The following is a 19,455-nucleotide window of genomic DNA, read 5'->3' on the forward strand; positions in this document are numbered from 1 at the left end:
AGAGGAGGTGAACAAATGAGTTTCATTCAAACAGTACTATTACTACTCGGTACATTGCTTTTAATAGCATTTACTGTCGTTGTTTTAGTAGTATACTTCGGGCGGAAACTGTATTTTTCATGGACGAAGCCATATAAAAGAGCGCAAGATTCTCTAGATAAGATATCAAACAAATCAATACCGTTTCTACAAGAATTTACACAACATCCACTGTTTTATCGCTGGATTCGCACCGAAGGAAAGAAAGAACAAAATACATTAAATACTCTATTTTGTACATCAGGTCAACGTACGAGAGAGCAAGTCTTCTCGATGTTACCGAAAGAAAAGCAGAAAAAAGTGCATGTAATGGCAAAAACTACGAAAAAGCTTACGAATGAAGATATTGATGTGGCTGCGATGAAAGTGAAAGATTTCTTAAGACAAGAAACGCAGCAAACTGTAAAACCGACAGACTTATCATTTTACAAATTGTATTTTTATGACCGTTATCCAGACGCATTAAATGCAATTCAAGCGTATAAACGCTCAATAAATCCTTCATTACAAAGAACGGTTGATGATATTACAATTTCAGTATTAAATGCACTTCCGTACTATCAAGAGCAACGCATGTTTGAACAACAACATAAACTTGAAACATTCTTAATGAAAGATTTAACGGCCATGTTATCGTTGGTAGTACAATTACCACCTTCACAAAGACCAGAGAAGGAAGAAGAACTGAAGATCTACTTGGAAAATTTCAAAAAAGAAATGGAAGTAGTAGAGCGAGATATTCGCGACTCGATTGATCACGATTTAAATGTGAAGATGAGAGCAGCGACTGAGAAGTTTAAGAATAAATAACAAAAAGCGCCTTAAAAGCTAAATATCACAGCTTTAAGGCGCTTTTTTTATGAGGTTTTATTTTGCTCTAACGGTAGTATGACTAGAAGCCACACTTTCATTATGCAATCGATCAACTGCAGTTACGACATACGTATACGATTCTCCAGAAATAGCGGTTTTATCTACATAAATTTCTCCAAGTTTTGTTTTTCTTACAGTAGTAAGTAAATTTTTTGGGTTTTGTATATCCACTTCATTTTTCCCATTCGCGCGGTAAATAGCGTAATAAGCAGAATCATTATCTCTATTGTCAATGATGCCAATTGCAATACCTTCATTTCTTGGAATGGCACCTTTTAAAGTCGGTTGTTTTGGTGGATTATGATCAATCCAAGGCATAGGCGGGATTAATGCAGGGTGTTTATATATGTCTTTTGAGAGTCTATCTTTAACTCCAAGTGGATTGTTATTAATATCTTTTAAGCTAAAATGCATACTACCTTTGATTTCAGGATATAGCCGGTTTAATGCAATTTGTCTTGGATATTCTTCTGGATCAGACCAAGCAGGGACGGAGTTATTATTAATTTTATAGGCCGCTTGACCAATGTATAGGTGAATCGGTTTGTTATTTGTTTCTTTAACCCACCAATCTACTAATATGTCATATGAAGCTGGGGTGAAACCTATATTCCAATATATTTGCGGTGTAATGTAGTCAATATATCCTTTTTGTATCCACTCACGTGTGTCAGCATAAAGGTCATCATAGTTTCTTTGGCCTGCGGTTGTGTTAGAGCCAGTCGGATCGTCAGCTATATTTCTCCATACGCCGAACGGACTAATGCCAAACTTTACATATGATTTTTCTTGTTTTATAGCATTATTTAAATCTTTTACAAGTTCATTTACATTGTTACGTCGCCAATCTTCTATATTTGTAAATCTACCGTTATTATATGTTTCGTACGTTTTCTGATCTGGAAATTCTTCACCGGCTACTTTATATGGATAAAAATAATCATCCATATGCAGCGCATCAATATCGTAATTTTGTACGATTTCTAAAGCACCTTCTGTTATAAATTTTTTCACTTCTGGAATACCGGGATTGTAATATAACTTTCCGCCATAAGGGACAACCCAATTGGGATGTTGCCTTGCAGGGTGATAGTTTGATAATCGATTTATATCGGTGTGATTCATCGTTATTCGGTATGGATTAATCCAAGCGTGGAATTCTATATTTCTTTTATGAGCTTCTTCAATCATAAATGCGAGCGGGTCATAACCAGGATCTTTTCCTTGTGTACCCGTAATGTATTCAGACCAAGGACCGTAATTTGAAGGATAGAAAGCATCAGCGGTTGGTTTAATTTGTACAACAACTGTATTCATACCAGTGCTTTTTACATTGTCTAATAACCTTATAAATTCTTGCTTCTGTTTTTCAATAGGTAAGCCAGTTTTTGATGGCCAATCAATATTCAGAACTGATGCGATCCATACAGCACGTAATTCATGTTTTTTGTACGTAGTATTTACTTCAGCATAAGTAGAGTGAGGGGGAATGAAAGAGAAAGGGATGAACAAGATAACGATACAACATATCATTAATAAACGTTTAACGATCATTTATACGCCTCCCTATCATATGATTATTTAAAATAATATCTGAGGCAAGGTTGACCTTGCAATAGAGAAAATTGCATATTGAAACATTAATTTAATAGGAAAAATATTTTTAATGAAATTTACTTTCATTATAACTAAATTCATTTACTACTTCATATGCTTGTTAGTAAAGTGAAACTTCCTTTCATTTGAAGGGTAATAAATTATAAGTATAGGAGGATTAATAAATGAAGGTTTTGTTCGTCTGTTCTGGAGGAATGTCCAGTGCAATTGTTGTAAACGCTTTAAAAAAAGAAGCGGAGAAAAATGGTGTGAACATGGAAGTGCATGCAATTGGAACGAATGAGGTAGAGGAAGAAGTAAAGAATGGCTGGGATGTCGTAATGGTGGCACCTCAAATAAGACACCGATTTGATTCTGTAAAAAAATTTGCAGAGGAGGAATCTATTCCGTGTGGCATCATTCCACCGCAAGCATACACGCCACTTGGAGGCCCGACTTTATTAAAAACTGTAAATGAATTAATCAGTTAGGGGGAAGCGTTATGAATAAGTTTGTCACGTTTCTTGATAAAAACTTATCTGGCCCGATGGCAAGGCTTTCTGAGCAGAGGCATCTACAAGCAATCCGTGATGGAGTTATTTCGGCGTTACCATTTATTATAGTAGGAAGCTTCTTTTTAATAGTAGCATTTCCACCACTGCCGAAAGATAGTTTCATATCGGTTTGGGCATTAAAGAATCAAACAAGTATATTGATACCATATCGTTTAACTATGTTTATTATGTCCTTATATATAGCATTTGGAATAGGATATAATTTAGCGAAAAGTTATAAATTAGATGCTTTATCAGGAGCACAGCTTGCGGTATGTTCACTACTTTTAACATTAACGCCTGAGTTAATTGATAAAAAAGGGTTCATGCTTCCGATGACAAATCTCGGAGGTCATGGATTATTTGTGACGATGATTGTTTCTATTTTATCCGTAGAGATTTTAAGATTTTGTAAGAAGAAAAATGTAATGATTAAAATGCCAGAACAAGTACCGCCATCTGTGTCGCGTTCGTTTGAAGCACTTATACCTGCTGCATTCGTTATTATTATAATGAGTCTAGTAACTGTCGTTTTTAGCATTGATTTACACCATGTTGTTGATAAATTAGCAGCACCATTAGTAAAAGCTGGGGATAGTTACTTCGGTGTAATGATTCCAGTGTTTTTAATTACGTTTTTTTGGTCATTCGGAATCCATGGTGTGTCGGTTGTTGGAACTGTTGCTCGGCCATTATGGGAAGTATACCTAGGGAAAAATGGTGAAGCAGTTGCTAGTGGAGCAGATCAGTTGCCATTTATTTCACCAGAGCCGTTATATCAATGGTTTATATGGATTGGCGGTTCTGGTACGACGTTAGGGCTTGTATTAGCTATGATTATATTTGGTCGATCGAAATATTCGAAAGCATTATCAAGAACTTGTATTGTTCCGGGTATTTTTAATATTAATGAACCAGTCATATTCGGATTACCGATTGTACTAAATCCAATTTTAATTATCCCATTTATCATTACACCACTTGTAACAGCAACTGTTGCATATTCAGCAACTGCGATGGGATTTGTAACACCAACGCATATTATGCCGCCATGGACATTACCTGCTCCAATTGGTGCATATTTAGCAACAGGTGGAGATTGGCGTGCGATTGTATTAGTATTTATAAATATAGCAATATCGTTCCTTATTTATTTACCATTCTTTAAAATGTACGACAAAAATATGCTTGAAATTGAAAAGAATGGTGACGGGGAATCTGTTAATCCTTAATCTGCACGCTGTTATTTTGAGTGATAGACTTTTTGTCTATCACTTCTTTCACATTAAAACTAGAAAGGGGGAAATAGAATGAATATAAAATTTAGTTATAAAGGCGTATTTTTATTATTATTTGGAGTGATTTGTGCAAATTTACTTTTTGTCCCTTTATTAGGCATGCTAAATCTATCACAAATGCATAGTATATGGCTCGTTACAAGTATTGCGGCAAGCGTTTTGCTTACGGTAGTTGTTTCTTTCATTGATGGATCGTTTGCATCGAAAGCTCAGTTGTTTTTTAGATTTATATTGTTTTCGATTGGTTGTACGTTCGTTACTTACATGATTGTTTTTTAGTAAATAGGAGGTCATGCACGTTATGTATATTGCAGGGGTAATGTCTGGTACTTCATTAGATGGAATAGATGTAGCGCTCGTTCATATAGAAGGAAGTGGTGTAGATTCTAAAATCGAACTCATCCATTTTACTACTGTTCCATTTTGTAATGATATGAAAAATGAGATCCAACAAGCGTTATCAATTGAAACTTCGAATGTCCAACTTATATGTAGTTTAAATTTTAAACTTGGTTTATGCTTCGCCAATGCTGTAAAGGAAGTTTGTAAAGAGGCCAATTTTCCTTTGAGACAATTAGATTTAATAGGCTCTCACGGACAAACGATTTATCATCAGCCAAAGCAAGAAGGTAATATTCTTTCTTCATCTTTGCAAATTGGGGAACCAGCAGTAATAGCGTATGAAACGAATACGACAGTTATTTCTAATTTTCGAACGATGGACATGGCAGCTGGAGGACAAGGTGCACCACTTGTACCATATTCAGAGATTATTTTATATCGTCACCAAACTAAAAATAGACTACTACAAAATATCGGCGGGATTGGTAATGTGACTGTAATACCAAGTCAACTAAGTGAGAAGAGCGTTATAGCATTTGATACAGGTCCAGGTAATATGGTAATGGATGAAGTATGCCAAAGGTTATTTCAGTTGTCATATGATCAAAATGGTAAGATTGCAAAACAGGGGGTAGTTGTAGAAGAAATTTTGACATATTGTATGAACCACCCATTTTTGAAAATAAATCCACCGAAATCAACTGGTAGAGAACAGTTTGGAGAAGCGTTTGTGACTGAATTATTGAATCGATTTGAAAAGCATAGTAGAGAAAATATATTGGCAACTGTCACGATGTTTACAGCAAGTTCAATTGTTCATCATTATCAGGAATTTATTTTTCCGTATTATGAAATCGATGAAGTAATTTTAGGCGGGGGCGGAAGTTATAATCGTACACTTGTTGAAATGATACGATTTGGATTAAAGGAAGAAAAATGCAAAATATTTATTCAAGAAAATTTAGGCTATTCCTCAGCGGCGAAAGAAGCGATCGCCTTTGCGGTTTTAGCAAACGAAACGTATTATCGTAATCCGAGTAATGTGCCGAGCGCAACAGGTGCTAAGAATTCCGTGGTTTTAGGGAATGTAACATTCCCTCCAATATGTAAATGAAAATGAGGCGAACATATGAAGTATATGATCGGAGTAGATGGCGGGGGAACGAAGACAGAGGCAATTGCATTTGATCAAAATGGAAATGAAGTTGTAAGAGGTATGAGCAGATTTGGAAATGTATTAATAGATTTTGATGAGGCACTTTTGCATATTATGGAAGCAATTGATCAATGCCAGAAGAGTTTAATAAATGGGCATTGCGTTTGTGTTTGTTTAGGGTTAGCCGGCATAAGTTGCGCGAATACAAATGAATTAACATTACGTTTAAAAAAGAAATACGGAACAGAAATTGAAATTTTTAATGATGCAATGATTGCGCATGCAGCTGCTTTAAAAGGTAAGGATGGAATATTAACTATAGGTGGTACAGGGGCAATTTGTATCGGAAAGAAAGGAGAAGTGTATGAGTATAGCGGTGGATGGGGACATATTTTAGGTGATGAGGGCAGCGGATATTGGATTGCATTACAAGCTTTAAAGAAAATGGCAATTCAATTCGATCAAGGAATCAGTCTTTGTCCATTGAGTTTGAATATTCAAAGTCAGTTTCAACTGTTGACACCGTCTCATATAAAAAGCTTAGTATATACTTCTTCTAAAGATAAAATTGCAGCAATCGCGCCATTAGTTATTCAGGCAGCGAGAAATGGCAATGATTATGCGCATGAAATTATAATGCGAGCTGGAAAGGAATTAGCAAGAATTACGGTAGATGTTTATAACAAGATGCAATTTAAGCGCTCAACTCCAATTGCAGTAAGTGGCAGTATATTGCGTTTAGTTCCTGAAATATTTGCTGCATTTAAGAAATGCTGTGAAGAAAGTATTAAAGAAATTGTATTTGTATCACAAGCAGAAATGGCAGTGAAAGGAACATATTATTTAATGAGGGATATATATTTTTAAAAATAGCGTATGAGAATTTTTGTATGATTTGTAAAAATATGATGTTAAAATGTATAAAGGGATGTATGTTAAAACGTACAATATACGTAGTAATTGAATATTGTATATGTAATCCCATGTAGAAAGTGAATGATTACATGATTAATAGTATGCAGTTTTTATATTTGATGGCTTCTTATTTAATTGGAAACATCTTGACCGCTTATATAGTAACAAAATTGAGACATAACGTTGATATTAGGGGTGAAGGAAGCGGAAATCCTGGTGCAAGAAATATGGGGCGCGTATATGGAAAAGGGTATTTCATCGCTACATTTTTAGGTGATGCGATTAAAGGGGCAATCGTTGTTACTGTTGCAAAATATCTTTTTGAAGATCCTACATTCGTAATGTTAACATTATTGGCCGTTATTATTGGACATATTTACCCAGTTTTATTTAAAGGTAAGGGCGGTAAAGGTATTTCAACATTTATTGGAGGATTAATCGCATTTGATTATTTGATAGCGCTTACCCTCATAGGCATTTTTATTGTATTTTATTTAATATTTAAAGGATTTACGAAGCCAGGACTAATTACGATTGCTTGTTTACCAATTTGTATGATTTTTTATTCTTATTCTATTGTTACGACTATTTTAAGTGGAATGATTATTGTACTTATTCTATATGTAAATCGAGAATAAAATAAATGTTTAATAAGTGGGGATAATCTCCACTTATCATTTTTTATTAAATAGATAAAGGAGATAAGGCATGGGGTTAATTTATAAAGTTGCTGATCAAGATTGGGAATTTGAAAGTATACATAAATTAAATTATAAAACTTTTGTAGAAGAGATTCCGCAACATGAAGAAACGAAAGACCGGTTTCGTATAGATCGGTTTCATGAAGAAAATACATATTTAATTTGTTTAGATGAGGATAGATTAGTAGGTATGGTCGCGGTGCGGGGAAAACGACCATTCTCGTTAGATTATAAAATTTCAAATTTAGATGTTTATTTGCAAGAGCATGGAGAAAAAGTGTATGAAATTCGTTTACTTTCAGTAGAACGTGAATATAGGAATGGAAGAGCGTTGTTAGGATTAATCCGTTTTCTACATCGTTATTTGCTTCTAAATGGATATAAATTAGCACTCATTTCTGCAACAACACGTGAACTAGCTTTATATGAGCAAATGGGATTCAAAGTTTTCCATACGTTAGTTGGTACAGAAGAAGCGGCCTTTCAGCCAATGTATGTTACCCCTGCTATGTTTGAAGAATCGAGCGTTGGGGGGATTATGACGAAAGAATATACGTTTTTACCTGGTCCAGTAGATATTGAAGAGAACGTTCGAAAGGCATTTTCTACGCGGCCTATTTCGCATCGCTCTAAGTCATTTCAAGTGATGATGGACAATGTGAAAAAACGGTTACTTTACATGACAAAAGCAAAACATGTACAGCTTATGTTAGGAACAGGGACGTTAGCAAATGATGCGATCGCTTTACAGTTACGTTCTTTAAAAGGGAAAGGACTAGTATTAACAAATGGGGAATTTGGTAATAGATTAGTTGGACATGCAAAACGAGCACAGTTACATTTTGATACTTATAAAAAGGAAATGGGAGATCCATTTATTTATACCGAATTAGAAGAAATCATGACAACTGGAAATTATGAATGGCTTTGGTTTGTTCATCATGAAACATCTACTGGAATGTTAAACGATTTAAACGAGCTAAACACTCTTTGTAATGAGAATCAAATAAAACTATGTGTAGATTGCATAAGCTCAATTGGCGCAATACCATTAGACTTAAAGGATGTGTATTTTGCAAGTGGTGTTAGCGGTAAAGCGATTAAATCATATACAGGAATTTCTTTCGTTTTTCATAACCACATTGTAAAAATAAACGAGGCTGTGCCGGCCTATATGGACATTGGTATGTATGAAGAAAATGAAAGCATTCCATACTCACAATCATGGAATTTAATTTATGCATTGCAAGAAGCGTTGAAGAGATTTGAAGATGAAAAGGTATTTGTAAAAATTAAAGAGACATACGAGTATATTGAAGAAGTTATTACTGATATGGGGTTAAAGCTTGTTTCACCTAAAGAACATGCCGCGAAAATTATATTTACAATTCAATTAAGCGAAGGTCAGTCTTCTAAAACGGTAGGTGATGCGTTAGCTTTACAAGGATATATTGTCCATTATGAATCAGCGTATTTACAAAAGAATAACTGGATCCAAATTGCATGCCTGAATCATTATAAAGAACGTGATATGAAGAGGATGTTAAATTGTTTGCAAATGTGTTTATTTCAGAGTGGGGTACATATATAGAGACTTTTTCTTTTCGTATAAAGGAGCTACGACTTACGAAAACTTAGGAATAGAACATTGGAAGAGGTGTAAGTATGATAACTAGAAAACTACCATTACATATAGACGATATTAAAAAAGCTCACAAGATTCTAGATAGAAATGCTCGTAAAACGCCATTAGTAAAATCTTTTTACTTGACTAGTAAAACGGGCGGAGAAATTCATTTGAAATTAGAAAATATGCAATTAACGGGTTCTTTTAAATTCCGTGGCGCATTTAATAAAATGTCGCGGCTCACGGATCAAGAAAAAGAAAAAGGTGTAATTGCATGTTCAGCAGGTAATCATGCACAAGGAGTTGCATTATCTGCTCATTTACTCGGTATTAAGAGTAAAATTGTTATGCCAATTTCTGCACCGCAGGCGAAAGTTGAAGCAACTAGAGGATATGGATCTGAAGTGATTTTACATGGTGAAACCTTTGATGATGCAAAGGCAAAATGTGAAGAAATTATAAGGGAAACAGGTGAGACATACTTACATCCATATGATGATGTAGAGGTAATGGCTGGTCAAGGTACAATTGGATTAGATATTCTTGATGATATGTGGGATGTAGATACTGTTATTGTACCAATAGGTGGAGGCGGAATTATTTCTGGTATTTCTGTAGCATTAAAATCTTTTAATCCATCGATTAATATAATTGGTGTCCAAGCAGATAATGTTCATGGAATGAAGGCATCTTACGATAAAGGAGCAATTGTAGAACATTATGAGGCGCCTACTATTGCAGATGGTTGCGCTGTTAAAATACCAGGGGAATTAACATTTGAAATTGTAAAAGAATTAGTAGATGATATTGTAACTGTATCAGAAAAAGAACTGGAAGTAGCGATGAAAGATTTATTACAACGTGGGAAAGCTGTTGTAGAAGGTGCAGGTGCATTAGCAACTGCTGCACTTCTTGCAGGAAAAGTTAATAGTTATATAAAAGGGAAAAAAGTAGTAGCTGTTATATCCGGTGGGAACGTGGACTTACAGCGCATATCAAGTGTATGTGAGCACTTTTTTGTCGCTAATGAAGTGAAATAGTTTTATAAAAGAAGAGCTAAGAGAAATGATCTTAGCTCTTACTTTTTGTCTACCGTTTACTGTAAGTAGCAATAAATTTGCTGTTTAATGAATTGTTTTATTTAAGCGCCAATTTTTACATATATCTTGAATGTTACAATAATTATTTCAAAATTGTCGAAACATAAGCAGAAATTTAATATAATAGTTTTAATGTGCTAATGAGCGGTGAGGAGGGCAGGTCATGAATAAAGAAGAACAGGTCATGAACGGTTTCAGGGAATTATATAATAAGCTGGTTTGGCTTAATAAAGATAAGATGGAAGAAGGTCTTAAAGGTTTTAAGTCTTCTGAAGTTCACTGCATTGAATATATTGAAAACAATGCAGATTCTAACGTGACACAACTCGCAGAGGCTTTTTATGTGACTCGCGGTGCTATAAGTAGAATGACTAAGAAGCTCATACAAAAAGGTCTTGTTGAAAGCTACCAAAAGTCAGAAAATAAGAAAGAAATTTATTTTAGGCTTACCGAACAAGGGAAAGAAATTTATAAAATCCATGAAAATCTGCACAAAGAGTTTCAAGAGCGGGATAAAGCTGTATTTGAGCAAGTAACTGAAGAAGAATTCGACAGTATAATTCGTTTCGTGGAAAAGTATAGTAGACATTTGGATGCAGAAATAAAGAAACAAGGTATACATATTAAATCGTAATACATTTTAATAATGAAATGGCAGCCTTACTCTAATGAGAATAGGCTGCTTTTTTATCATGTTTTTTGTTGACTAATCAACAAAACAGAGTTATCATTTTGTTGACGAAGCAACAAAGTATTTTAAGGAGAGAAGTTAAATGTCTATATTTAGATCACAAAATGAAAGGAAAACTGAAAAAAACATAGATAAACATGCTTTACTATTCGGACTTATTTCTGTATTTCTTTGTGGTATAGGTTTCAGTATCATCATGCCTGTAGTGCCATTCTTAGTACAGCCATATATAAGTAATCCGGAAGAACAAGCATTAGTTGTTACACTACTAACTTCCGTATATGCGGCTTGCGTGTTTTTAGCTGCCCCAGTACTCGGGGCTTTAAGCGATAAGTATGGCCGTCGTCCATTACTTTTAATATGCTTATTTGGTTCTGCAATTGGGTACTTAGTTTTTGGAATAGGAGGAGCTTTATGGGTACTATTTGCTGGACGCATAATAGAAGGAATAACAGGCGGGAGCATAAGTACTATCTTCGCATATTTTGCAGACATCATTCCAAAAGAACAGAGAACGAAATATTTTGGATGGGTGAGTGCAGTTGTAGGTGCGGGAACTATCATTGGCCCAACCATTGGGGGGATACTTGCCAAGTTTGGTGATACTGTACCTATATATTTTGGTGCAATCATAACGTTAATAAATGTTGTATATGGGATCAAATATATGCCTGAGAGCCTTGAAAAAAATAATAGGTCGAAAGAGATTACTTTTGTAAGGTTAAATCCTTTTGCACAGCTAGCAAACATACTTTCCATGAAAAATTTAAAGTGGTTACTTGTTTCAGCGTTTTTACTTTGGATACCTAACGGATCTTTACAAGCAATTTTCACGCAATTTACAATGGATACTTTCAGTTGGAAACCTGCATTAATCGGACTTATGTTTTCAATTTTGGGCTTTCAAGACATTGTTTCACAAAGTTTTATCATGCCAAAGCTTTTGATCAAGCTTAGTGATAAACAAATAGCAATTCTTGGGATGGTTTCGGAGATTATAGGATACAGTTTTATTGCGGCATCAGCTTTGTTTTCACTCTATCCACTACTTATCGTTGGGATGCTGATGTATGGTTTTGGGGATTCAATTTTCGGACCTTCATTCAACGGGATGCTTTCAAAGTCTGTTAGTTCTAGTGAACAAGGAAGGATTCAAGGTGGAAGCCAATCTATTCAAGCTTTAGCAAGAATGATTGGTCCAATTATTGGAGGGCAAATCTATGTATCGCTTGGTCATGCTGCACCTGCTTTTATGGGTGTGATCCTTATAGTCGCGGCAATAGCAGTTTTGTATAAGGGGACACATGCAACTGTATAACAGATAGAAATAAGAACAAATAAAAGGGTGCCAGAACTTAGGAACAAGTGCTGACACCCTATTTGTTTACGGTTTGAGGACTAAGAGAAATTCTTTTACTGTTTAGGAATTTATTCTGCAATGCTCTCATGGTAAATGACTAGATAGTTTAATTATGCTTGTGCTGAAGTAAATAATGACTCCATCTTTACTTTGCTCTTCTCTCGAATTTCAGCATCTGCGTGTCTCATAACGTATTTATGCGCTACAGCGATTGCTAAAACATCATCTAATAAGCCAATCCCAATAATAGCAGCTATATCTGGAATGAAATCGATTGTTAATACGTAATAAGATAAAGCGGCTAATATTATGAATTTTGCTTTAGTAGGTAATTCTTTCTTTTTCATTGTGTAGAATAAAATAATACTTTCATATACGCTGGATTTACCGAGGTTTACAGAGCTTTTTTTGAACTTTTTCCAAAGTGTCTGTTTCTCCATATAAACACTCCTTTTACAAAAACATAGATTTTTTAAAAGGATGGACAAAGAAGTGAGAGATTAATCAATTTTATTGTTTTTCTTAATTATATATTTCCATAAAAATAGGGGAATACCTGTTCAAAATAATATAATTTGGATTATGAAACGATTCACAGTGTTCCGTTACATATTATATATATTGTAAGATGTATGTGGGTGATTTAGTTATTATTATGCATTTTATAAGCGGTATGGGGGAAGAAAAATGAAAATAATAGAACTACCAATTGAATTCGAATTTAACGGGCAAAAACAATGTATTTATCCAAGTTTAATTATATTACATAATGAATTAACGTTAGTTGATACAGGATATCCAAGTTTTTTACCTTTAATTGAAAATGCAATATTAAAACATGGATATGAGATGAAAAACTTAAAGAATATAATTATTACCCATTATGATGACGATCATATAGGGGCTGTATATGATTTTAAAGTGAAATATCCAAATATTAATGTTATTGCTAGTGAAATTGAATCTAACTATATTAATGGTGATATAAAATCAGAGAGGTTAGTTCAAGCTGAAGAAATGTTAGAACGTATGCCAAATGAAGAAAAAGAATTTGGCAAATGGTTTATACAACAGTTAAAAAATATAAAAGATATTTCCGTCGATGAAAAAGTACATGATGGTCAAATGATTTTGAATAATGAATGTCAAGTAGTGGCAACGCCAGGACATACCTCGGGGCATATTTCATTATATTTTCCGAATTTAGACTGTGTAATTACAGGAGATGCAGCGGTTCAAGAGAATCGAGAATTAGTTATAGCTAATCCGAATTTTTGTTTAGATATAGAAAGGGCGGAACAGTCTTTAAATAGGATTAAAAGTCTTAAAGCAGCACAGTATTATTGCTATCATGGAGGAAAACTTACTGTATAAAATAATAAAAAACCAATCTTTTTGATATAGAAAAGATTGGTTTTTTAATTCATAGATTCTGCAATTTGAATTAAATCCTTTACGTTATATTTACCTTGTATATAGCGTTTGTTACCAATTGCAATTGTATATTGAAAACCATTCTGCTGAAAGATAAGCTCATATGCTGAATCAAAATGAGGATTATATAATGCTTTTATATTATTTTTTAAGCTGTAGAACTTAGCTCCACTAGGTACATAGAAGCCTAATTTGTTTTGAACTGGTGAAACAGTGATTTTAAAAATCCCATTAATATCTTCATTGTAGTAATGGAAGCATTAATAAAATCTGAGAAAAAGCAAAAAGAATTTGTTCATCTAGTACAGGATGAATATAAAAAAAGAAGATAAGAATTTTTTTATTTTTCATATTTGGCGAAACAAATGGTACAATGAAAGCTAATGTGAAAAATAAGGAAAAGAAGTGGTCTATTTGAAAAACTTTTTAGAATTAGGAATTAGTGAAACTTTTAATCATACATTACGTGAAAATGGAATTACAGAAGCAACACCAATTCAAGAGAAGGCAATTCCAGTTATTCTGTCAGGTAAAGATATTATTGGGCAGGCGAAAACAGGAACGGGTAAAACGTTAGCATTCGTGTTACCGATTTTAGAAAAAATTGATCCAGAGTGTAGTGATGTCCAGGCTTTAATCGTTGCGCCAACAAGGGAATTAGCCCTGCAAATTACAACTGAAATTAAAAAAATGCTTGTTCAAAGAGAAGATATTAATGTACTAGCGATATATGGTGGACAAGATGTTGCGCAACAGTTGAGAAAATTAAAAGGTAATACACATATTGTTGTAGCAACACCGGGACGATTATTAGATCATATACGCCGTGAAACAATTGATTTAAGTAATCTTTCAACAATTGTATTAGATGAAGCGGATCAAATGCTTTATTTTGGTTTCTTATATGATATTGAAGATATTTTAGATGAGACACCAGGTAGTAAACAAACGATGTTATTCTCAGCAACGATGCCAAAAGATATTAAAAAATTGGCGAAGCGTTATATGGATGAACCGCAAATGATTCAAGTACAAAGTGAAGAAGTAACGGTTGATACAATTGAGCAGCGTGTCATTGAGACGACAGACCGTGCAAAGCCAGATGCACTTCGTTTTGTTATGGATCGTGATCAGCCATTTTTAGCTGTTATTTTCTGTCGTACAAAGGTTAGAGCGAGTAAGCTTTATGATAATTTAAAAGGATTAGGTTATAATTGTGCTGAACTTCATGGTGATATACCTCAAGCGAAACGTGAAAGAGTTATGAAGAGTTTCCGCGAAGCTAAAATTCAGTACTTAATCGCAACGGATGTAGCAGCTCGTGGACTTGATGTAGATGGTGTAACGCACGTATTTAACTTTGATATCCCTGAAGATGTAGAAAGTTATATTCACCGCATTGGCCGAACAGGACGTGCAGGTGGATCAGGTCTTGCAATTACGTTCGTTGCAGCGAAAGATGAAAAACATTTAGAAGAAATTGAAAAAACGCTTGGTGCACCAATACAAAGAGAAATAATCGAACAACCGAAGATAAAACGTGTAGATGAAAATGGAAAACCGGTACCAAAGCCGGCTCCGAAGAAATCAGGTCAAAATCGTCAAAGAGATAGCCGCGAAGGTTCAAGAAGTGAATCAAGACGTGATTCGAGAAATAGCTCGAGAAGTGATTCAAGAAATAGTTCTAGAAATGAAAATAACCGATCATTTAATAAGCCAAGTAATAAAAAAGGTAGTACAAAGCAAGGTCAGCAAAGACGTGGCCGTTAGATAGTTATAATTGTAAAAGAGTCGCAAAATATTGTGGCTCTTTTTTTGTTTGTATACAACAAGGATGATGGCAAGAAAAAAACAAAAATTTCATTCACCGTATTTGAAATTTATAAAGGAAATTTTATAGTCCAAAACCATTAGAGCGAGGGTATTACTATCATTCAGCAGAACACTTTGGTTAAAAAAAGTTATTGAAGCGAGCGAGTATTTTCATTACACATTCCGCAATTATCGAAATAGAACAAGAGAAGTTTATGAAGGATTAAACTCGTATTGGTGTACGATCGTTGGAAACTGGAAAACTAATTTGTTAGTTTTGATCGATGAGGAACTCGAGAAGCAACACTGCCATCCTTATGAGGAAATTGCTTATGACGATGAAGGTAATGTAGTGATAATATGCGAAATAAGAAAAAAGGACTAGCAGTCGTACCTGCCGTCCTTTAATAGGAGAAAAAGTAATCTTGTTTAGAACTACGCATAAACAGAAAATCTGCTTGTAATTAGTTTTACCCTAAATATACGTGTCTATACAAAAAAGGGATAAGTAAAAAATACTTATCCCCGGAAGGGAAATCCCAAGCACAAAAATGGCTCGTATTGGTCTGCAGGTTCAAAAGTAGTATATGTAAAACGAAAAATCTCATACAAAAAGCAGACAACGATTTTGGTTGTCTGCCAGTGAGTTCAATGAGTTAGCTAATTGTGATAATTTGCATCCCCATTGCGAGAAGAGTGAAGCTGCTAGTTCAAACAGCTTGTTGGTATTATTTTCGATTTCTTAAAAAATATACAGAGAAAGCAGATAAGTGAAGAACCTACCTGCTTTTGCTGTAACAAAAGAAAGAGGTATTAGCCGTGGACACGGCGGCTTGAAAATAGTATGTATTTTTATTTGAAAAATATTCACGGGGTGAAGAAACGTGGAATGTTTGATAAAGGTGTTTGTGAAATTAATCGGCTAATTAGTAAAACAAAATAGTTATTTGGGAGAAAGAGAAAATGAATATGAGATGAATTGAAGCTGTTGAAGAATTACTTGAAGTGATGAAAGAATGCTTTTGGAACGGAACATCTTTAAAGGGTGAAGCTAATGATTTTAATATTGTATCTTGGCTGATTGAAGAAGCGACGCGTAAAACAAAATAAAGATTTCATCTTGTAGCAATGGGGAATAGATATGTGTACTTATTGGGGGAAAGTAGATAAAGAGTTCTTTAAGAGGCAAGAACCGGAACAAAATAAAAGAGCGGCTAGCAAAAGCTAACTGCTCAATACAAGGAGATACAGAGAAGACTACTTTAAATGAATGTTGGCATACAGCCTACATACAGTATTGACCGAATATTTATTTTAAATTCAATTTATTTAAAGTAAACATTCCAACAGATAAAATGGTTGCGCCTGCTATAGAACCTAGCCAGTCTCTCCAGCCTAATGTATTTAAAGATGCATCTGTTAAATCCGTAATTAAGAAGATAGCAAACATTAATACACCAAATGCTAAGCATCCCCAAAATGTTTGCAAATATTTAATCATTTTCTTTCGGAACTTGCTCATATAAATCACCCTTATTAATAATTTATATTTTTATAAATAAATTATCGCATGTGCAAAAATTAAAAGTACAAAATATGCAATATTACATATTGGAACTCAACAAAATACTCCATTGATAAGAACATAGATCGAACGGAGGGAAACCGTGTCGTATGAATCAATTGTCATTTTTTGAAGTCATCGATGTAAAGGAGATGCGCTGACTTGTGGTGAAGGAGCTGAAAAACTACAAAGTGTTGTGCGTCTGGATGAAGAATCGAGAAAAATAGGATCAAGCGGAGGGCATCGTTCTTTTCCTAAAATGAAAGATGACGATAAAAAACATGAGATACGTTTTAAACAAATTGAGCGTACGTTAAAAAATAAAAATTTATAAAGGAAATAGAAAGTAGGATGTTGTATATACAATAATAGGAAACTTTTTGCAAACTAAACATATAATTTTAATAGACCGACAGTCGGTCAGGTGGGAAGGAGAACTTGAATGCGAATTGTAAAGGAGTATGAGGAGCGTAGAAAGGAAATTTTAGAAACAGCTGAGCGTTTGTTTCTTACGAAAGGTTATACGAAAACAACCGTAAATGACATTTTAAAAGAAATAGGTATAGCAAAGGGGACGTTTTATCATTATTTTAAGTCGAAGGAGGAAGTAATGGATGAAATCATTATGAGGATTATTAAAGAGGATGTCACTAAGGCGAAAAGGATTGTCTCCAATCCCGATATCCCCGTTTTAGATAAGTTATTTAAAATTTTAATGGAACAATCACCAAAATCGGGAGATGTAAAAGAAAAAATGATTGAACAATTCCATCAACCAAATAATGCAGAAATGCATCAGAAAAGTTTAGTGCAGTCCATTATACATTTATCTCCTGTATTAACGGAAGTTTTAGAGCAAGGAATAGAAGAAGGCATATTTTGTACCTCATACCCACAAGAAACGATTGAACTGTTAATTTCCTCAGCGCAAGTCATATTTGATGATAGTTTATTCCAGTGGAAACCTGAAGAAATGATAAACAGAGCTAAAGCTTATATCAAAATGATGGAAGCATCTGTCGGAGCGAAAGAGGGATCTTTTGATTATATGATGGAAGTTTTAATTAAACAGAAATAGTGATTTTCTGTTTGAGTATTATCGACCGACAGTCGGTCTAGGTTAAATGAAGGATGTGACGAGGATGCCAGCAAGTATTCAATCTTCCTTGAAAGATTTTCACTTAATGGTAAGTGGTCAAATTATTACTATTTTAGGTTCAACACTATTACGTTTTGCTCTCTCACTATATGTGCTAGATATAACAGGGCGTGCAGATATATTCGCAGGGTTATATGCGGTAACGAGTATTCCGTTTCTGCTAGCACCTCTTGGCGGAGCAATAGCAGATCGTTTCAACCGCCGTAATGTAATGGTCATTTTTGATTTTATAAACGCTGCTATTGTATTAAGTTTTATAGTTTTGTTATTAACTGAATCGGTATCTATTTTAATGATTGGAACAATTATGTTTTTACTAGCAGTCGTTAGTGCAATGTACGCACCAGTTGTAATGGCGAGTATTCCTCAATTAGTTCCAGAGAAAAAGTTAGAACAAGCAAACGGTATCGTAAATGGTGTGCAAGCATTATCTAATATAGTTGCACCTGTACTAGGAGGAATATTATACGGCATAATTGGTTTGAAAATGCTCGTAATAATAAGTTGTCTCGCTTTCTTTTTATCTGCAATTTTAGAAATGTTTATTACAATACCATTTATAAAAAGAATACAGGAAGGCCATATCGTACCGATAATTGTAAAAGATATGAAAGAAGGTTTTCTTTATGTTTTAAAGCAACCTTTTATTTTGAAGGCTATGTTACTTGCAGCTTTACTAAACTTAATTTTGACACCGTTATTTGTTGTTGGAGGACCTATTATATTACGAGTAACTATGCAGAGTAGCGATACGATGTATGGAATTGGAATGGGATTAATTGATTTTGCAACTATATTAGGTGCATTGTCAATCGGTTTCTTTGCTAAAAAGTTACAGATGAAAACATTATATAATTGGATGCTTATCATAGCTTTATTAGTAATACCAGGGGCACTATCAGTTACACCGTTTACTCTTAATTTAGGATACTATCCACCATTTATCCTCTTTATACTTTCTTCTCTTCTAATCGCAATGATTATGACAATTGTATCCATCTATGTGATTACTGTAGTCCAAAAGAAAACACCAAATGAAAATCTAGGAAAAGTAATGGCAATTATAACAGCGGTATCTCAATGTATGGCACCAATTGGGCAAGTCGTATATGGTTTTATGTTTGAAGGATTCAGTGCGAAAATTTATTTACCTATATTTGCTATTAGTTTCATAATGATAATAATAGCTATATTGACGAAGAAAATATTAAGAAATGAAGGGAACTAGCTTCAT

At 34.2% G+C, this 19,455-nt stretch carries 19 protein-coding genes and 1 pseudogene; 16 read left to right on the forward strand and 4 right to left on the reverse strand.

Features of this window, described 5'->3' with window-relative positions; genetic code table 11:
• Nucleotides 1–15 precede the first annotated feature (15 nt).
• On the forward strand, nucleotides 16–849 hold the full coding sequence (locus tag ATL10_RS06060; RefSeq protein ID WP_000008373.1) for a DUF3974 domain-containing protein: 834 nt from the start codon (nucleotides 16–18) through the stop codon (nucleotides 847–849).
• Between the two features lie 57 nt (nucleotides 850–906).
• Here ATL10_RS06060 and ATL10_RS06065 read toward each other — a convergent pair whose 3' ends face one another.
• A complete protein-coding gene (locus ATL10_RS06065) occupies nucleotides 907–2,466 on the reverse strand; it encodes a glycoside hydrolase family 10-like protein (RefSeq protein WP_098353005.1) in 1,560 nt (519 codons plus the stop codon).
• A gap of 227 nt (nucleotides 2,467–2,693) precedes the next feature.
• Between ATL10_RS06065 and ATL10_RS06070 the strand changes: the two genes are divergently transcribed.
• From ATL10_RS06070 to ATL10_RS06115, 10 genes are all read left to right on the forward strand, one after another.
• A complete protein-coding gene (locus tag ATL10_RS06070; protein WP_000865907.1) occupies nucleotides 2,694–2,999 on the forward strand; it encodes a PTS sugar transporter subunit IIB in 306 nt (101 codons plus the stop codon).
• An 11-nt stretch (nucleotides 3,000–3,010) separates the two neighbouring features.
• Nucleotides 3,011–4,294 (forward strand): PTS sugar transporter subunit IIC, encoded by a 1,284-nt coding sequence (locus ATL10_RS06075; protein ID WP_110496576.1) that lies wholly within the window; start codon nucleotides 3,011–3,013, stop codon nucleotides 4,292–4,294.
• Between the two features lie 78 nt (nucleotides 4,295–4,372).
• Complete coding sequence (locus tag ATL10_RS06080) at nucleotides 4,373–4,639, forward strand: hypothetical protein (RefSeq protein WP_001021963.1); 267 nt, start codon at nucleotides 4,373–4,375, stop codon at nucleotides 4,637–4,639.
• A 22-nt stretch (nucleotides 4,640–4,661) separates the two neighbouring features.
• Nucleotides 4,662–5,816: an anhydro-N-acetylmuramic acid kinase AnmK gene (anmK, locus tag ATL10_RS06085; RefSeq protein WP_100910272.1), complete on the forward strand. Its 1,155-nt coding sequence runs from the start codon at nucleotides 4,662–4,664 to the stop codon at nucleotides 5,814–5,816.
• Nucleotides 5,817–5,831: 15 nt separating this feature from the next.
• Nucleotides 5,832–6,725: a BadF/BadG/BcrA/BcrD ATPase family protein gene (locus tag ATL10_RS06090; protein ID WP_100910271.1), complete on the forward strand. Its 894-nt coding sequence runs from the start codon at nucleotides 5,832–5,834 to the stop codon at nucleotides 6,723–6,725.
• Between the two features lie 137 nt (nucleotides 6,726–6,862).
• Nucleotides 6,863–7,411, forward strand: coding sequence for a glycerol-3-phosphate 1-O-acyltransferase PlsY (plsY, locus tag ATL10_RS06095; RefSeq protein ID WP_000610838.1), 549 nt, complete (start codon nucleotides 6,863–6,865; stop codon nucleotides 7,409–7,411).
• A gap of 70 nt (nucleotides 7,412–7,481) precedes the next feature.
• Nucleotides 7,482–9,065, forward strand: coding sequence for an aminotransferase class V-fold PLP-dependent enzyme (locus ATL10_RS06100; RefSeq protein ID WP_097846633.1), 1,584 nt, complete (start codon nucleotides 7,482–7,484; stop codon nucleotides 9,063–9,065).
• Nucleotides 9,066–9,139: 74 nt separating this feature from the next.
• Nucleotides 9,140–10,141: a bifunctional threonine ammonia-lyase/L-serine ammonia-lyase TdcB gene (gene tdcB, locus ATL10_RS06105; RefSeq protein ID WP_098211219.1), complete on the forward strand. Its 1,002-nt coding sequence runs from the start codon at nucleotides 9,140–9,142 to the stop codon at nucleotides 10,139–10,141.
• Between the two features lie 223 nt (nucleotides 10,142–10,364).
• Nucleotides 10,365–10,835: a MarR family transcriptional regulator gene (locus ATL10_RS06110; protein ID WP_110496578.1), complete on the forward strand. Its 471-nt coding sequence runs from the start codon at nucleotides 10,365–10,367 to the stop codon at nucleotides 10,833–10,835.
• 139 nt (nucleotides 10,836–10,974) lie between these two features.
• On the forward strand, nucleotides 10,975–12,210 hold the full coding sequence (locus ATL10_RS06115; protein WP_110496580.1) for an MFS transporter: 1,236 nt from the start codon (nucleotides 10,975–10,977) through the stop codon (nucleotides 12,208–12,210).
• Between the two features lie 152 nt (nucleotides 12,211–12,362).
• Here ATL10_RS06115 and ATL10_RS06120 read toward each other — a convergent pair whose 3' ends face one another.
• Nucleotides 12,363–12,692 carry a YkvA family protein gene (locus ATL10_RS06120; RefSeq protein WP_000415089.1) on the reverse strand — a complete coding sequence of 110 codons (330 nt, stop codon included), beginning with the start codon at nucleotides 12,690–12,692 and terminating at the stop codon, nucleotides 12,363–12,365.
• Between the two features lie 247 nt (nucleotides 12,693–12,939).
• Between ATL10_RS06120 and ATL10_RS06125 the strand changes: the two genes are divergently transcribed.
• Nucleotides 12,940–13,626: an MBL fold metallo-hydrolase gene (locus ATL10_RS06125; protein ID WP_098014486.1), complete on the forward strand. Its 687-nt coding sequence runs from the start codon at nucleotides 12,940–12,942 to the stop codon at nucleotides 13,624–13,626.
• 44 nt (nucleotides 13,627–13,670) lie between these two features.
• Here the strand turns inward: ATL10_RS06125 and ATL10_RS31750 are convergent.
• Nucleotides 13,671–13,937, reverse strand: a pseudogene (locus ATL10_RS31750) (hypothetical protein); the annotation flags it as partial.
• Nucleotides 13,938–14,091: 154 nt separating this feature from the next.
• On the opposite strand from ATL10_RS31750, the gene ATL10_RS06135 reads away from it, so the two are divergent.
• Nucleotides 14,092–15,456: a DEAD/DEAH box helicase gene (locus ATL10_RS06135; RefSeq protein ID WP_002182751.1), complete on the forward strand. Its 1,365-nt coding sequence runs from the start codon at nucleotides 14,092–14,094 to the stop codon at nucleotides 15,454–15,456.
• Nucleotides 15,457–16,807: 1,351 nt separating this feature from the next.
• Here the strand turns inward: ATL10_RS06135 and ATL10_RS06140 are convergent.
• A complete protein-coding gene (locus ATL10_RS06140) occupies nucleotides 16,808–17,020 on the reverse strand; it encodes a hypothetical protein (RefSeq protein ID WP_098251385.1) in 213 nt (70 codons plus the stop codon).
• Between the two features lie 238 nt (nucleotides 17,021–17,258).
• Here ATL10_RS06140 and ATL10_RS31125 point away from each other — a divergent pair, with 238 nt between their 5' ends.
• From ATL10_RS31125 to ATL10_RS06150, 3 genes are all read left to right on the forward strand, one after another.
• A complete protein-coding gene (locus tag ATL10_RS31125) occupies nucleotides 17,259–17,396 on the forward strand; it encodes a hypothetical protein (protein WP_002041130.1) in 138 nt (45 codons plus the stop codon).
• 108 nt (nucleotides 17,397–17,504) lie between these two features.
• Nucleotides 17,505–18,140, forward strand: a complete 636-nt coding sequence (locus tag ATL10_RS06145) for a TetR/AcrR family transcriptional regulator (RefSeq protein ID WP_048558446.1) — start codon at nucleotides 17,505–17,507, stop codon at nucleotides 18,138–18,140.
• Between the two features lie 64 nt (nucleotides 18,141–18,204).
• Nucleotides 18,205–19,449: an MFS transporter gene (locus ATL10_RS06150; protein ID WP_142669938.1), complete on the forward strand. Its 1,245-nt coding sequence runs from the start codon at nucleotides 18,205–18,207 to the stop codon at nucleotides 19,447–19,449.
• Nucleotides 19,450–19,455: the final 6 nt, after the last annotated feature.

The organism is Bacillus sp. 196mf, from assembly GCF_003217275.1.
Lineage (GTDB): Bacteria > Bacillota > Bacilli > Bacillales > Bacillaceae_G > Bacillus_A > Bacillus_A thuringiensis_S.

Excerpts from the sequence above, each read along its gene's own strand:
- ATL10_RS06060 (WP_000008373.1), top strand. The coding sequence starts at position 16 with ATGAGTTTCATTCAAACAGTACTATTACTACTCGGTACATTGCTTTTA.
- ATL10_RS06065 (WP_098353005.1), bottom strand. The coding sequence starts at position 2,466 with ATGATCGTTAAACGTTTATTAATGATATGTTGTATCGTTATCTTGTTC.
- ATL10_RS06070 (WP_000865907.1), top strand. The coding sequence starts at position 2,694 with ATGAAGGTTTTGTTCGTCTGTTCTGGAGGAATGTCCAGTGCAATTGTT.
- ATL10_RS06075 (WP_110496576.1), top strand. The coding sequence starts at position 3,011 with ATGAATAAGTTTGTCACGTTTCTTGATAAAAACTTATCTGGCCCGATG.
- ATL10_RS06080 (WP_001021963.1), top strand. The coding sequence starts at position 4,373 with ATGAATATAAAATTTAGTTATAAAGGCGTATTTTTATTATTATTTGGA.
- anmK (WP_100910272.1), top strand. The coding sequence starts at position 4,662 with ATGTATATTGCAGGGGTAATGTCTGGTACTTCATTAGATGGAATAGAT.
- ATL10_RS06090 (WP_100910271.1), top strand. The coding sequence starts at position 5,832 with ATGAAGTATATGATCGGAGTAGATGGCGGGGGAACGAAGACAGAGGCA.
- plsY (WP_000610838.1), top strand. The coding sequence starts at position 6,863 with ATGATTAATAGTATGCAGTTTTTATATTTGATGGCTTCTTATTTAATT.
- ATL10_RS06100 (WP_097846633.1), top strand. The coding sequence starts at position 7,482 with ATGGGGTTAATTTATAAAGTTGCTGATCAAGATTGGGAATTTGAAAGT.
- tdcB (WP_098211219.1), top strand. The coding sequence starts at position 9,140 with ATGATAACTAGAAAACTACCATTACATATAGACGATATTAAAAAAGCT.
- ATL10_RS06110 (WP_110496578.1), top strand. The coding sequence starts at position 10,365 with ATGAATAAAGAAGAACAGGTCATGAACGGTTTCAGGGAATTATATAAT.
- ATL10_RS06115 (WP_110496580.1), top strand. The coding sequence starts at position 10,975 with ATGTCTATATTTAGATCACAAAATGAAAGGAAAACTGAAAAAAACATA.
- ATL10_RS06120 (WP_000415089.1), bottom strand. The coding sequence starts at position 12,692 with ATGGAGAAACAGACACTTTGGAAAAAGTTCAAAAAAAGCTCTGTAAAC.
- ATL10_RS06125 (WP_098014486.1), top strand. The coding sequence starts at position 12,940 with ATGAAAATAATAGAACTACCAATTGAATTCGAATTTAACGGGCAAAAA.
- ATL10_RS06140 (WP_098251385.1), bottom strand. The coding sequence starts at position 17,020 with ATGAGCAAGTTCCGAAAGAAAATGATTAAATATTTGCAAACATTTTGG.
- ATL10_RS06145 (WP_048558446.1), top strand. The coding sequence starts at position 17,505 with ATGCGAATTGTAAAGGAGTATGAGGAGCGTAGAAAGGAAATTTTAGAA.
- ATL10_RS06150 (WP_142669938.1), top strand. The coding sequence starts at position 18,205 with ATGCCAGCAAGTATTCAATCTTCCTTGAAAGATTTTCACTTAATGGTA.